Below are 15,371 nucleotides of genomic sequence, written 5' to 3'. Positions count from 1 at the left end.
TTTATATTAATTGGTAATTTTAATACCTATCCGTTCATTGAAACAAGGAACTCGTTGTTGTCCTTGGTGTTTTTCATTTTGTCTATCAGGAAGTCCATTGCTTCTACAGAGGTCATATCTGACATGTATTTTCTGAGAATCCAAACTCTTGAAAGCTCGTCTTTATCCATAAGAAGATCTTCACGCCTTGTTCCTGAAGCAGGAACGTCAATAGCAGGGTAAATTCTTTTGTTTGAAAGCTTTCTATCAAGTTGAAGTTCCATGTTACCGGTACCTTTGAATTCTTCAAAGATAACCTCGTCCATTTTACTTCCAGTCTCTATAAGAGCAGTTGCAATGATAGTAAGAGATCCACCATTTTCTACGTTTCTTGCAGCACCGAAGAATCTTTTAGGTTTATGAAGAGCGTTTGCATCCACACCACCCGAAAGTATTTTACCTGAAGACGGAACAACTGTATTATATGCTCTTGCAAGCCTTGTGATTGAGTCAAGCAGGATAACAACATCGTGTCCGCATTCAACCATTCTCTTAGCTTTCTCAAGTACAATAGAAGCAATCTTTACGTGTCTTTCAGCCTGTTCGTCAAAAGTAGAAGAGATTACTTCAGCTTTCACGTTTCTTGCCATATCTGTAACCTCCTCAGGACGCTCGTCGATCAATAGGATCATCAGATATACCTCTGGATGGTTTGTGGCAATAGCGTTTGCAATTTCTTTTAGGAGAACTGTTTTACCTGTTTTAGGCTGAGCTACAATCATACCTCTTTGGCCTTTTCCGATTGGTGCGAAAAGATCAAGAATTCTGGTAGATAATTGATTGTGTGTTGTGCTAAGGTTAAGTCTTTCCTGTGGGAAAAGAGGCGTAAGGAATTCAAATGGAATACGATCTCTGATTTCTTCCGTGGTCTTTCCGTTTACACTTTCAACTCTTAGTAGGGCAAAATATTTTTCACCTTCTTTCGGAGGTCTGATCTGACCTTTAACAGTGTCACCTGTTTTTAATCCGAATAGTTTTATCTGTGAAGGAGATACATATATATCGTCAGGGCTCGCAAGATAGTTATAGTCTGCTGATCTTAAGAAACCATATCCGTCCTGCATTATTTCTAGTACACCTGAGTTAAGAATAATGCCATCAAACTCTCGCATGCTAACGCCACCGCTGTTTTGAGGTGTTGGTCTTGTTGATTTTATTCTTTCTACAGGCTTTTCTTCTCTTATTTCTTCAAAAGTGGAAACTGCTGGGGCTGCTGTTTCAAATAGTGGCTCGGATTCTCTTTGGAAAGGTTCGAAAACAAATTCATTTGAACTGGAAAAGGAAGGGAACTCTTCATTAGCTGGCTCAGTTTCCTTTACATTTTCTCTCTTTCTGATCCTTTTTCTAGGCTCCTTTTCATCTCTTGAGCCGTCTTCCGTATTGTCAATTGTCATCATTTGTTTGTTTTCGGTGAGTTGCGGCTCTGGCATTACCGCCTGTTGGTCGAGGATTTTATATATGAGTTCTTTTTTCTGAAGCTTTTTAAAATTCTGAATACCTAACTTTTCGGCAATGTCCTTCAATTCAGATAATAATCTGTCCTCTAATTCTTCAATATTGTACATAGAAATGCTGTGATAGATTAAACACGATCAACTAACCAATTCTGATTATGTTTTAAAAGGGAATCCCATTTAAGGATGAAAACTGGTTATTTATTAAGATGTTAAGTTAAACTAAAAAGAAATGAACTTGTTTAAGAAAAAGCTCAGATGCTGTTTTGGTTCTGCAATATTAAATTATCAGGAGATAATTGTCAAGTAATTTTTATTTATTTAAAATTTTTAACGCGGAAAATAATTAAAAAGTTTGGACTCGTGTGGTCTTTTTAGGTTTATTTGTGCTCTTTTCAAATAAAATATATGTTACAGATTGCTTTTATACGTGAGAATAAAACGGAAGTAATTGCCGGACTGAAGAAAAAATACTTTAAAGATGCTGAAACGTTCGTTGATAAGGTAATCGAGATTGACCAACAAAGAAGAGATACACAAAGACTTCTTGACGATATACTTGCTCAAAGCAACACAAAGGCCAAAGAAATTGGGCAGTTGATGAAAACTGGTCAAAAAGATGCTGCTGAGGAGGCTAAAGCTGTAGCTGCTGATCTTAGGACTAAGAGTAAAGAACAGGAGGACAAACTTGCAAGTCTTGAAGGCGAATTAAATGATACATTAGTTAAGCTGCCCAATCTTCCACATTCATCAGTTCCAGAAGGACGTACTCCCGAAGAAAACCTCAATGTTTTTGAACATGGCAGCACGCCGGCACTTTATGACGGTGCACTTCCTCACTGGGAGCTTATTAAAAAATTTGACATAATTGATTTTGATCTTGGTGTAAAACTTACGGGTGCAGGTTTTCCTGTATATAAAGGTAAAGGTGCCAGACTTCAGAGAGCTTTGATTAACTTCTTTCTGGATGAAGCCCTGAAAGCCGGTTATGGAGAGGTGCAACCTCCTATTTTAGTAAATGCAGATTCAGGATTTGCTACGGGTCAGCTTCCTGACAAAGAGGGGCAAATGTATTTTGCATCTGCCGATAATTTTTACCTCATTCCTACTGCTGAGGTTCCGATCACTAATATTTACAGAGATGTTATTGTTAAAGAGGAAGATCTTCCTGTGAAGAATGTTGGTTACACTCCTTGTTTCAGAAGAGAGGCGGGATCGTGGGGGGCTGATGTCAGGGGCTTAAACAGGTTGCATCAGTTTGATAAGGTGGAGATTGTTCAGATCGTTCATCCTGATTCTTCTTATGAAGCCCTGGACAAGATGGTTGATCATGTGAGAGAATTGTTATACAAACTTGGTCTTCAGTTCCGTATTTTACGTCTTTGTGGTGGAGATATGAGTTTTAACTCTGCTCTGACTTATGATTTTGAAGTATATTCCGCGGCTCAGAAAAGATGGCTTGAAGTGAGTTCTGTAAGTAACTTTGAAACATTCCAGGCCAACAGACTTAAATTGCGCTTTAAATCCGAAGGAAAAACTAGACTTCTGCACACTTTAAATGGTAGTGCACTAGCTCTTCCAAGGATTGTTGCCGCATTACTTGAGAATAACCAGGACAAAGATGGTATCAAAATTCCGGAAGTTCTGATTCCTTATACAGGTTTTGACAGAATTTAACCTTTTGTATAAAAAAGGTTAAATTCCATAAATCTTACAAAAGACTTAATTAAACGATATTATAATTCCTCAAGAAGGGTTGCAAAAGGCATAACCTGATTGGGGAATTTTTTTTGTATTTCTTCAAGAAGAATGTATTCGTAATTGTCCGCAAATGAAATATAATTGTCTTGATTTTCAAAGGAAACCTGCAATGCAAAGGTGCTTTCGTTTCCCTCGCCTGATAGGATTTTCATGACCTTATAGCTTGCTCCATAATTACTTTTCTGCAAACCAGGAATGTAATTCGATTTTATTTCTGTCAAGACTTCCATTTGAATTTCTGGAAGTGATACAAGCGTTAGATTGTAGATTATCATTTTTTAATAATAAATTTTATTGATAAAAGCATATTTAGGTAACAAGTTTAAGTTTTATTCGTAATTTTTATTTATATAGAAACCAGGAAAAATATAAACTTGTAAATCACTCTAAATATGTCTTTTTTAAACCCAGAAAAAGAATCGCCAAATTATACGATTGTGTTCGCGGTGCTTTCCACATTGTTTTTTATGTGGGGACTCATAACGGTAACAAATATAATGCTTGCTAACGATTTACGAACAGTATTTCAGTTGAGCTATGTTGAAGCAATATCCATGAATTTTCTGTTTTTTGCCACATATTTCATAATGGCAGTTCCCTCCGGAAAATTAATTGACAAAATTGGTTACAGGAAAGGAATGATGACGGGTTTGAGTCTTGCTGCTGCAGGTTGCTTTCTGGCTTATCCTGCAACTGGAATGCGATCTTACTCCTTCTTTATGACAGCGCTGTTTATTCAGGCAACAGGTATCACAATTCTTCAAGTTGCGGCTAATCCATATGTAGCTTTACTTGGTTCCAGAGGAAAGGGAGCAAGTAAATTAACCTTGGTACAAGCCTTTAATTCTCTGGGAGCATTTGTTGCTACTTTGTTTGCGTCAGGATTTCTGATGGAACTTTCCGGTCTTAATGAAAGAAGTTATTTTGATATGTCGCCTGAGGAAATCAGAAATTCTGTAGTTCATTTTGTGCAGCTTCCATTTGTGCTGCTTGGCGTGGTGTTATTGTTGCTTGGTGTTTTCCTGTTTTTCTCAAGACTGCCGAGAATTAATACTAAAGAAATTGAGCCTCTTGTTTTGGAAACAAACCCTCCGAGAACTCAGGTGTGGCAGTTTTCTCACGCGGGTCTTGGTGCCCTTGCTATTTTTGCATATGTCGGTGCAGAAGTTACTATAGGAACTTATCTTGCTTCTGCCGCAAGTGAATTAGCTGTTTTATACTGGGGCGGTGCAATGGTTGGAAGGTTTGTCGGGTCTGCCTTACTTGTTAAAATTAGTCCAAGAAAGAGTATCGGAATATTTTCTATTATCGCATCATTACTGGTAATGGGCTTTATGTTAATAGATTCTCAAATTTCCATTTACGCAATAGTAGCTGTAGGTTTATTTAACTCTGTTCTTTTCCCTTGCATCTTTACCATGGGTATTGACGGTCTTGGAAAATTTTCGGAGGAAGGTTCAGCAATGCTTATTATGGCAGTTGTCGGAGGAGCAGTTGTACCATTTGTTTCTCATGCATTGATTGAGGGTAAAGCAGGATTTATTCTTCCTGTCCTGTGTTATATTTTCATTGCTTACTTTGGTCTTAAAGGGTCTAGATACCCTAAGAGGACCAACTTCTATTAAAACCAGGTAAATAGAACTATAACAAAAGAAGAGGAAGGTTTATACCTTCCTCTTCTTGTTTAAAAATAAAAGCACGAATCTATTGGCTCATGCTTTGTAAAAAGAAATTTTCCTTATTTCTTTTTTGGTTCTGGTTTTTTTGGTGCCTCAGGTTTAGTTGGCTGAGGTTTTGGAGCACCTTTTTCTTTAGTTGTCATAATTTTCTTTTTTTAGTTAAGTTCCTAAAAATGATAACCAGACAAGTTCAATATTGTTAAGAAAGTGTTGGGGACAGCTATATATTTTTTTTGACAATACTAAAAGGCGCATCTTATAAGCTCTAGTTTTGTGCCATTAAAATCACTTTATATAATATGGTGTTTTTATATAATCACTCGGTATTCTTATCTGACAGGATTAAAAAGAGATTAATTTTTTAAGCTTCCGGTTTTTAGAATGAGGGAGAAATGTATATAAATCAGAGCAATCTCAATAAATAAAATTGGCTAATTGAATTCATTTGAAACAAAGGCTAAACACTGATGGACCCATACAGGTTGTGTGAAGAGAAAATGATTTAGCCAAATTAATAATTATGAAAAAAATATTTACACTTCAATTCATAGGAGGGCTTGCTCTCTTTTTCCTTTTTGCAATAAATGCATCCGCTCAGCCTTCAGGAACTGTATATAGTACAACACTCTATAGAGTTAATCCCGGAGGTACTACTGTATCGAGCATAGATACATCAAAGGTTGCCTGGGGAAATGATCACCCGGATGCTCCCTCTTTATATGTTGATACGGCTATTGCCGGAAACAGAACATATACAGTATATGATACTATTTTATTTGATGCTTCTGTGCCCGTATCTGTACCTGTAAAAGTTTTTAAGAGTGAAAGAAGTCTTTCTGAATTCAAAGGAGGTACTGAGTTAGAATGGAAATTTCCTGTGAAAGCTACCTCGCTTGTCGAAGTGAGATTATATTTTGCTGAACTTTACTTTAATGAACCAGGCGTGAGAGTTTTTGATATCTGGGTAGAAGGTGAAAAGGTGCTTTCAAACTTTGACATTTTCAGTGAAGTCGGAAAATTTACAGGAGTTGCCAAAACTTTTGTTGCAGAAGTTGGTGATGATGATACCCTTAATATAGTATTTGCAAAGAACGTTGGTCAGCCCAAGATTAACGGTATTGAAATAATTGAAGTAACACCTACAGTTCAAAGTGTTTTTGGCAAGAGAACTCAGAATACTATTGCAGCATTTCCAAATCCTTGTAAAGATGTAGTGACATTAAAATTGGATAATTCTGCTGTAAGAGATTTACAATTATTTGACAGCTATGGAAAGCAAATTGACAACCCTAAAGCGGAATTCTCAGGAAATGATTTAAGGGTAGATCTTTCTTCTCAACCATCAGGAGTATATATGTTGAAAGTAACCAATGATAAAGCAAGCGAAACTCTTCGCCTGATTAAGCAATAAAGATTTAATGGAATTATATTCATAAAGGTTAAAGCTTTTGCTTTAACCTTTATGCTTTTTAATGGACTATAGATTTTAATAAAAATCTATTCAAGTTTCCTTAATATTTTTGCAATCAATTCGCTGAAATAAGCTCCATTGAATGGTCCAAACCAATTCATTTCACGTGTTTCGTTTTTCACCAGGTTGTAATATTGATCAGGAGTAATGTAACCCAGATAAGCTCCGTTGAAGCTGGTTATTTGAAGATTCAAATTTTTGGTTTTAGCAAGGCTATCCAGTGGAGTCATTAGTTCTCCCGAAAAGTCACATGGAGTACCTATCATTACATTATTGGCAATTTTAAATACTGAAATTCCTGGTGATTGCTCACCCAGCAACCAATTAAATACCCATGGACGAATGCGAAAATCTTCGCTTAACCTTAAGTGAGCACTTCTGGCATACAAGGGTATAAAGTCAGAAAGAAGTTCTTTAGGTTTTTCTAAATGAATGCTGTCACTGATTGCCGATACTTTTTCTTCAAGGCTATCGGCTATAGTTGTTGCCTTTTCAAAATCTGCTGTTCCTGTTTCTCCTGGCTTCATGCTTCCGACAGCTCCCGCAAAGAAAGCTGCGAAATCTGTTTCGTTTCGTCTCTCTAAGGAATCTACCAGAAAACCCGGATAGTCACAACTGATATAATTAATTTTCTTTGCCAGGCAAGTAGGATGTGCTGAATAAGACAAAATCATTGCATTTTCTCCATTGTCCTTTTTAAGTTTTAAGATCCTCAAATATGGATCGATTTTTCCACCATCTATCAATCTGTTTGCTACTTGTTTTGAGGCATCAATTTTGCCGAAGCCTACTTCAATTGGAGCAGCAGTTTTTTGAGCATTTTTAACGGCGATAACGATTTTATCTGCAATGAATTGAACATAATCTTCTTCAAAGGAACCTGCAAGAAAGCGGCCTCCTGGGCCTTTTGCCCAACCACCTGCTCCATTGTGGGAATGGGTGGCAGAAAAATAAACTTCATCTCGCCCAAAGCCCTCCTTTTGAAGTAGGGCCAAGGCCTTTGCAGCAACAGATGGAGGAACTATCAACAGATCCATAGTGATAAGTGCACATTTCTTTTCTTTCGATTTAAAGACAAAGCTTCTTACAAATAAAGAATCGTGTACACCATCAAAATCTCTTCTCAGGCCGTAACTGGCAATTTGTAATGGCTGCAAAGGAGTAATATTGGTTTTGGCCCATCCTCCGGTGATAGACAAGGAATTTTCTTCGTAATGAAGTGTATCGACTTGTTCCATCATTTGATGGTAGTAAGCTGTTTCTTTTAAGGGCGTTTTATCAACTGTGTCTATCAGGGCAATAGCCAGAAAGAAGAGGCAGATGATAATGATCAGAAATATTTTAGATGTTTTTTTTAAAAAGGAAGACTTTTTCAAGGAGAAATTATTTAAGGCTTTCAAAATAATTATGCTGAAATATAAAAATTTTTATAAGTCTTTGGGATATTTTCTAATGAAATAGAGTTAAGAAATATTAAGGGGATAGTCTCGCCAATTATTCGTAAATTTGCCTTTCTATAATATCAGGAATCAGAAAAAATATGATCAGTACATCAAACGTTACCCTCAGATATGGAAAAAGAACCTTATTTGAAGACGTTAACATCAAGTTTACTCCGGGAAACTGCTATGGTTTAATCGGAGCGAACGGAGCCGGAAAATCCACTTTTTTGAAAATAATGTCCGGAGAAATAGATCCAACTTCAGGATCTATAGCTATTACTCCAGGAGAGCGCCTTGCAATTTTAAAACAGAATCACTTTGAATTTGACGAAGTTCCTGTTCTGCAAACAGTATTGATGGGCCATAAAAAACTATTTGATATCATTCAGGAAAAAGATGCTATTTATGCCAAGCCGGATTTTTCTGATGCTGATGGGGTTAGGGCTTCTGACCTTGAAGCAGAGTTTGCAGATCTTAATGGCTGGAATGCGGAATCGGAAGCTGCAGAAATGCTTAGCGGCCTGGGAGTAAAAGAGCACCTTCACTACAGTCTGATGAAAGACCTGGAAGGTAAGGATAAAGTTAGGGTGTTGCTAGCTCAAGCGTTATTTGGAAATCCTGATATCCTTCTTCTCGATGAGCCTACGAACCACCTTGATATTGAATCAGTAATGTGGCTGGAAAATTTCCTTGCTGATTTTAAGAATACAGTAATAGTTGTAAGTCACGACAGACACTTCCTGGATCAGGTTTGTACTCACGTGGCAGATATCGATTATGCTAAAATACAGTTATATGCTGGTAACTATTCTTTCTGGTACCACTCAAGTCAGTTAGCGACTAAACAAAGAGCTGACCAGAATAAAAAGGTTGAGGAAAAAAGAGCCGAGTTGCAGGAGTTCATTGCAAGATTCAGCGCGAATGCATCAAAATCCAAGCAAGCCACTTCAAGACAAAAACTTCTTGATAAACTAACCCTTGATGATATTAAACCTTCGAGCAGAAAATATCCTGCTGTAATCTGGAAGCCTGAAAGGGAAGTCGGAGATCAGGTGTTATCTGTAGATAACCTCTGCAAAATCGGCGAAGACGGAAAGCCAATGTTCAGCAATATTACTTTCAGTCTGAATAGAAACGACAAGGTTGCATTTGTAAGCAAAGATACACTTGCTATATCAATGTTCTTTGATGTTCTGATGGGAGTTCAGCAGGCTGATAAGGGGGAGTTAAAGTGGGGAGTTACTACAACACAATCCTATTTCCCTAAAGACAACAGCAGTTATTTCAATTCTTCTGATTTAAACCTTGTTGACTGGTTAAGACAATTTTCCAAAGAAAAGGACGAGAGCTTTATACGCGGATTCCTTGGTAAAATGCTCTTTACAGGTGAAGAGTCATTAAAGCAGTCTAAAGTATTATCAGGAGGAGAAAAGGTAAGATGCATGCTTTCTAAAATGATGCTTGAGTCTGCCAACGTTCTGGTATTGGATGAACCAACCAATCACCTTGACCTTGAGTCTATCACATCTTTGAACAATAGTTTGAAGGATTTTAAGGGCATTATTTTATTTGCAACCCATGACTATGAGTTTATGCAAACTGTTGCGAACAGAGTTATAGAAATTACTCCTTACGGTTTAATTGACAAACTGATGACGTATGAGGAATTTGTGAAGAGTGAAAAAGTAAAAGCGCAACGTGAAGAACTTTATTCAGTAATGAAATAAGAATAAGTTTTAAAGTAATGAAAAAGGAGGCTGGTGATAATGGCCTCCTTTTTTATTTGTTAAGGTTTTAAATCTTTTTCCTGAAGATCATGATTGGTAACTTTAGCTTAGCAACAGTTTGAGCACCAGCAACAGAATAATTTCTGCCTCCATTTGCTGTTGCTACCTCCTTAACTGACCAGGATCAGATCTAACAACAGCACCCCTGCAAGTCCCGTAACAGAGACAATAGTTTCCATTATAGACCAGCTCCTGATTGTTTGAGCAATGGAAAGGTTAAAATATTCTTTGAAAATCCAGAAGCCTGCATCATTTACGTGTGAGAACATAAGACTTCCAGCGCCAATGGAAAGGACAGTAAGCTCGGGACTAACATGTGAACTTTGAATTAAAGGTAGAATTATTCCTGCGGAAGTAAGTGCAGCAACGGTTGCAGAACCAAGAGCTAGTCTGATGATTGCGGCCATAGTCCATGCTAAAACAAGAGGAGATAGACTGGAACCACGAAAAATTTCAGCAAGATATTCTGCGGATTTACTGTCGATCAAAACTTGTTTAAATGCACCTCCTGCTCCTATAATCAGTATGATTAAAGCGACCTCCGATATGGCGACATTGTACAAATCCATAACTTCTTTTACTGATTGACCTCTTGAGATGCCTAGGTTATAGGTAGCTACAATGACTGCTAAAAGCATTGCAATAAAAGGATTCCCCCAAAAACTTAGGAGCTTATAAACAATAGTTTCTTTCGTTAAAAAAGGAATCAGGCAAGCTCCGATGGAAATCAAAAGTACAGGGAATAAGGCGGTGAATAAGCTTATTCCGAAGGAAGGTAATTCCAAGGGCTGGACATTTGATTTAGCAGGACTTCCTGAGCTTTTTATATCTTTTACAAATCTCCCGTAAAAAGGTCCTGCAAGCACGATTGCAGGAACAGCAATAATACTTCCATAGATTAGTGTGAGGCCAAGGTCTGCTTTAAAAATAGAAGCAAGAGCTACCGGACCCGGATGCGGTGGAAGGAAGCCATGTGTTACGGAAAGTGCTGCTGCCATAGGGATTCCTATGTATACTGGAGAGAAATTCCCGACAGCTGCGATAGTAAATACCAATGGAATAAGTAAAACGAAACCTGCAGTATAAAACAGAGGAATTCCTATAATAAATCCGGTAAGTACAACTGCCCAAACAACATTTTTGGGCCCAAACAGACGATTAAGACTATTGCTGATCTGCAAGGCAGCACCGCTTTCCCCCACTATTTTTCCTAGCATTGCACCGAAGACAACGATGAAAGTAAGACTTCCCAGAGTGTCTCCAAAACCTTTCTGTATGGAGGAAATCAAGTTGTCAGCAGGCATTCCGAAAGAGATGCCCAGAAATAATGATACAAGTGTGAGGGATATAAAGGCATTGAATTTCAGGAAAAGCATTAAAACAAGCAAAAGCAGAATGCTGCAGGTGATGAGGATTACTGGCATCTCAGATATTTTTATATGCAATTTACCGATTTTGCTCAAGATGTTCATTGTGAGCAAAATAAATTCTGTTTCTTTTTGCGAGACAACTCCAGCGAAATCATTGAATCGCTCATTGAAGACTGATTGTTAGGGGAAAACATAAATCTTGTTATCAGGTTGAATTTAAAGGTTTATTACTTTAATTTTTTCCGGAGTTGAACGTCATCATTGAAAAAGTAGGAGATAAATTAAGCCTTCTGTTTAGTACAGTTGGTGAATTCGTATTGATTATTTTGTATTCAAAGAATATTATCAGTTTTGGTTTATTTGCTGTTTGTATGCTCTATTTCATTATCTAAACCTATGAGATATATAAGCAGGAAAAACCGGAAGCCCAGAAAGAGGGGATTAGCAGATGACCAACTGGACCGAGAACACAAATCTGCATTTATCCGGAAGGTGCTGGGCACTGTTGCCAACACAATATACATTTATGATATAGAAGAAAAGCGGTTTGTGTATGTAAATGAATATGCCAGGCAATCGCTGGGTTATGAGCCATCAGAAATTGAAGCATTTGGAGAAGAGTTTTTTTATAAGATAATGGACCCGGAATTTGTCCATCTTAAATCTGATCATTTTAAGGAAATTCTTGAATTAAAAGATGGAGAGGTTAAAGTCACTAATACCAAACTCAAACATGCAGATGGCACCTGGAGATGGTTTATCCTGAAAGAGTCTGTCTTTGATAGAAATGAAGTAGGAGGAGTAAAACAAATCACAGGCACAATCACTGATGTTACTGAAAAGAAAGAAACAGAGAAGCAATTAAAGCGCAGTCTTAACTTTATTGACAAAGTGATGAATTCGAGCCCTTTCGATGTCTTTGTCTACGATGTATTGGAGGAGAAGAATATTTTTGTTAATAACAATGTTATAAATACCCTAGGCTATAGCGCAAAGGAAGTGGAGGAGATGGGTATAGGTTTTTTACAAAAGATTATTTATCCTAAGGATCTGGAAATTTTCAATAAGAATCATGCCGATTTAAAGGAGCTGACCCAGAATGCTATGAATACTTTTGAGTTCAGGGTAGTTGCTTCCGATGGAAGTGTGAAATGGCTGAACAATCAGATTTCTGTATTCAGTAGAGATGAACAGGGACGAGTTAAAGAAATCATCGGCGTTGCAAGAGATATTACTGAGAAGAAAGAAGCAGAGGAGTATTTGCGGGAGAATATCCACTTTGTAAATAAGATCACAGAAACCATACCTAGTTATATATTTGTTCAGGATATCGTATCACAGGAGGTCATCTTTTCAAACAGGTCAATTCTGGCAGATTTGGGCTATATAGAGGAAGATTTTGAAGATCCACTAAAGGTTTTCTGGGAAATTATTCATCCTGACGACCTGCCTTTGTTAACTAAATTCCAGGATGATCTTAAATATGTGGGAGATGGAGTCTTAAGGCAGGAGTTTAGATTCAGGCACGCTGATGGCTCCTGGAGATGGATACATGTAGCCTTGTCTGCTTTCAAAAAAGATGCATCCGAAAATATCATTCAAATTATAGCTTCGAGTATGGACATAACTGAAAGGAAAGAAGCTGAATTGCACCTTCAGGAAAGTCAGCATTTTGTACAAAGCATACTTGACACTTCTCCTAACTCTATTTATGTATATGATTTGGAAAAGAGAAGCAATATATTTTCGGCAAGGTCACCAGGAGATGATTTAGGTTATCCCACTGAATATTTTAAAAGTCTTGGAGATAATTTTATGCCTGCATTGTTGCATCCTGACGACTTTGATGAAAACGTTAAACATTGGGAAGAACTTAAGACACTGAAGAATGGAGAGGTAAAATCAGTGGAAGGCAGACTGAAACATGCAGATGGAAGCTGGCGTTGGTTTCACCTCAGACATAGTGTATTTAAAAGGGATGAAACTGGACAAGTAGTCCAGGTTATAGGAATTGCCACAGATATTACCGATCTTAAAAAAACTGAAAACCAGCTGGAAGAAAGTAAGGCTTTTATAACAAAGATTATGGAAGCCAATCCTAATGTAATAATCATTCACGAGCTGAAATCGCAAACTCCGATTTATATCAACAGGTATGTTGAAGAAATACTGGGTTATACTTCGGAGGAGATTCTTGCAATGGGCATGGATGCATTTAAAATACTGATTCACCCGGATGATCAACCTAAAATATTAAAGCATCTTGAAGAGTTTGCGTTAGGTGGCTTTGAAACCTCCAGGACTATTGAATACAGGGCCAGAGACAAACAGGGTAACTGGCATTGGGGCTTATCTAAGGATTCTGCTTTTGAACGAGATTCTGAAGGTAAGGTGACTAAAGTAATAGCTGCGGCAACCGAGATTACGGAAAGGAAAAAAATCGAGGAGGAAATTAAAAGACTCAATGCGAGCCTTGAAGAAATTGTGGAGGAGCGGACCGGTGAGCTTCGAAAGAACCAAGAGCAGTTGAAGGACAGAGAAAAACAATTAACGATAATTACAAATGCAGTGCCTGCACTGATATCATATATCGACAAGGATCTCAAATACGTTTTTGCCAACGATCATTACTATAAAGTTTTTAATGTAGAAGGAAGCATCAATGGTAAGTATATTTCTGAATTGATCGGAGAAGAAAGTTTTAAAATTATTTTCCCTATGCTGAAGCGAGTCCTGGCCGGCGAAGAACTTACTTTAGAAAATAATTTTCTGAGTAAGAATAATGAAAAGGTTTATTTTAAACTAAATTATATACCAGATACAGATAACAGGGGAGAGGTGAAAGGTTTCATAGTCATGGGGACAGACCTTACCGACAGATATAATTATGAAAGATCTCTTGAGGAAAGGAATGTCGAGCTTATTAAGATCAATTCTGAACTTGACAATTTTATATATACCGCCTCTCATGATCTTAAAAGTCCGATTGTAAATATGGAAGGCCTGCTTAAAAGCCTACTTGAAGAAGCAAATCAACAATGCAAAGGCGATATCAATGAAATGCTGAACTTTGTTGTGCTTAGTGTTGAAAAGCTTAAAAAGACCATAGAAGAACTTTCTGAAATCAGTAAAATTCAGAAAGGAACTGAAAATTATGAAGAGAGGATTGGAATAGAAGAGATCATCAGGGATTTTAAGGTTGAGTATTCAGAGCAAATTAAGTCATCTCATGCTGAGATTTTTTCTGACCTCTCTGTACCATCAATTAAGTTTTCCAGGAAAAATTTTCGTAGTGTTATTTATAACATGCTTAGCAATGCAATTAAATTCCGTTCTCCGGAAAGAGCTCCCATTATTTCAATACGATCAGAATCCATATCTGGTAATTATATCCTGATAACCATTTCTGATAATGGGATGGGGTTTGATATGAGTAAAAAGGACAAGGTTTTCGGAATGTTTAAGAGACTTCACAGCCATGTTGAAGGAACAGGTGTGGGCATGTATATAGTTAAAAGGATTATGGAAAATGCTTCTGGCAAGATAGAAGTGGAAAGTGAAGAAGGAGTAGGTACTAGTTTCAGATTATATTTTCCCGTTGGCTAATTAAGGGCTAAAAAAAGATCAGACATTGCTGCCTGATCTTCTATTTGCTGTTTTGTTCCGTTATTCAATTTTTTTCACCAGAGGAACAAGCTCTACCTTATAAGGTGCTTCTTGTTTCTCAGCTGTAATATTCAGAATAAAAATACCCTTTGCATTTCTTATCACTACAGGTTCACCTTTTTCTGCAGCATATACTTGCTCGTAATATTCTTTGTCTGTCTGATTTTCCCAGATCCAACCCAGATCTTTTCTTTTCAGGGCAAGCTTCTCTTCATCTTTCAATGCAATCTTATACACCTCTTTATCGTCTTTCTTCACAAGTGCTGTATACTTGTCTATATACTTTTTAATTTCAGCTTCATCTTTAAAAGACTTTGGTATAAACTGTATAAGATCTGCTTTGACTCTATTGAGAGGCTCGCTGAATTTTTTTACTTTAAATGAATAACAAAAAGAATCTCCTCTGAACGGTCCTACTATATCTCCGACTTTAGCAGCAAATATTTCTTTATCTATGTCTTCTTTTTGGTCACCAGGACTGAAACGAACTATGTAGTATGGCTTTTCACTGTTATTGACAACAAACAGACTATCATTCTTTGAAGCTTTAAAAGCTTTGGTCTTAGTTTGAAGCCAGTCCATTGCTTGCTTCTCCTTAGGGGTAAGGCTCATTTGTGCAAAGGATACCTTGTAGATAAGAAGAGAAATTATCGCAAAAACTATTTTTTTCATAATGCGGTATGGTTCTATTTGTTTTCTTTT

At 37.2% G+C, this 15,371-nt stretch carries 10 protein-coding genes and 1 pseudogene; 6 read left to right on the top strand and 5 right to left on the bottom strand.

The genetic code is table 11. From position 1 onward, the window contains the following. Window positions 1-26: 26 nt before the first annotated feature. Entirely contained in the window at window positions 27-1,604 is a 1,578-nt protein-coding gene (gene rho / locus K350_RS0105125) for a transcription termination factor Rho (protein WP_028978988.1), read from the bottom strand. 297 nt (window positions 1,605-1,901) lie between these two features. Between rho and serS the strand changes: the two genes are divergently transcribed. Further along, window positions 1,902-3,170, top strand: coding sequence for a serine--tRNA ligase (gene serS / locus K350_RS0105120; RefSeq protein WP_028978987.1), 1,269 nt, complete (start codon window positions 1,902-1,904; stop codon window positions 3,168-3,170). A 59-nt stretch (window positions 3,171-3,229) separates the two neighbouring features. On the opposite strand, the gene K350_RS0105115 is transcribed toward serS, so the two are convergent. Further along, window positions 3,230-3,529, bottom strand: a complete 300-nt coding sequence (locus K350_RS0105115) for a DUF4286 family protein (protein ID WP_028978986.1) — start codon at window positions 3,527-3,529, stop codon at window positions 3,230-3,232. Between the two features lie 117 nt (window positions 3,530-3,646). On the opposite strand from K350_RS0105115, the gene K350_RS0105110 reads away from it, so the two are divergent. Further along, window positions 3,647-4,879, top strand: a complete 1,233-nt coding sequence (locus tag K350_RS0105110) for a sugar MFS transporter (RefSeq protein WP_028978985.1) — start codon at window positions 3,647-3,649, stop codon at window positions 4,877-4,879. 574 nt (window positions 4,880-5,453) lie between these two features. Next, complete coding sequence (locus tag K350_RS0105100) at window positions 5,454-6,344, top strand: malectin domain-containing carbohydrate-binding protein (protein ID WP_028978984.1); 891 nt, start codon at window positions 5,454-5,456, stop codon at window positions 6,342-6,344. 86 nt (window positions 6,345-6,430) lie between these two features. On the opposite strand, the gene K350_RS0105095 is transcribed toward K350_RS0105100, so the two are convergent. Further along, window positions 6,431-7,780 carry a neutral/alkaline non-lysosomal ceramidase N-terminal domain-containing protein gene (locus K350_RS0105095; RefSeq protein ID WP_028978983.1) on the bottom strand — a complete coding sequence of 450 codons (1,350 nt, stop codon included), beginning with the start codon at window positions 7,778-7,780 and terminating at the stop codon, window positions 6,431-6,433. A 164-nt stretch (window positions 7,781-7,944) separates the two neighbouring features. On the opposite strand from K350_RS0105095, the pseudogene K350_RS33070 reads away from it, so the two are divergent. After that, window positions 7,945-8,580 (top strand): annotated as a pseudogene (locus K350_RS33070) (ABC-F family ATP-binding cassette domain-containing protein); the annotation flags it as partial. Between the two features lie 27 nt (window positions 8,581-8,607). Then, complete coding sequence (locus K350_RS33065; protein WP_425423902.1) at window positions 8,608-9,573, top strand: ABC-F family ATP-binding cassette domain-containing protein; 966 nt, start codon at window positions 8,608-8,610, stop codon at window positions 9,571-9,573. 170 nt (window positions 9,574-9,743) lie between these two features. Here K350_RS33065 and K350_RS0105085 read toward each other — a convergent pair whose 3' ends face one another. Next, window positions 9,744-11,057 (bottom strand): gluconate:H+ symporter, encoded by a 1,314-nt coding sequence (locus K350_RS0105085; RefSeq protein WP_028978981.1) that lies wholly within the window; start codon window positions 11,055-11,057, stop codon window positions 9,744-9,746. Window positions 11,058-11,399: 342 nt separating this feature from the next. Between K350_RS0105085 and K350_RS30795 the strand changes: the two genes are divergently transcribed. Beyond that, window positions 11,400-14,609, top strand: coding sequence for a PAS domain-containing protein (locus tag K350_RS30795; RefSeq protein ID WP_051312880.1), 3,210 nt, complete (start codon window positions 11,400-11,402; stop codon window positions 14,607-14,609). 60 nt (window positions 14,610-14,669) lie between these two features. On the opposite strand, the gene K350_RS0105075 is transcribed toward K350_RS30795, so the two are convergent. Beyond that, window positions 14,670-15,341, bottom strand: coding sequence for a peptidylprolyl isomerase (locus tag K350_RS0105075; RefSeq protein WP_028978980.1), 672 nt, complete (start codon window positions 15,339-15,341; stop codon window positions 14,670-14,672). Window positions 15,342-15,371: the final 30 nt, after the last annotated feature.

The sequence above is a fragment of the Sporocytophaga myxococcoides DSM 11118 genome, from assembly GCF_000426725.1.
GTDB classification, from domain to species: domain Bacteria; phylum Bacteroidota; class Bacteroidia; order Cytophagales; family Cytophagaceae; genus Sporocytophaga; species Sporocytophaga myxococcoides.
The sequence above is the reverse complement of the archived record's forward strand: the minus strand, read 5'-3'. Positions and strand labels throughout refer to the sequence as shown.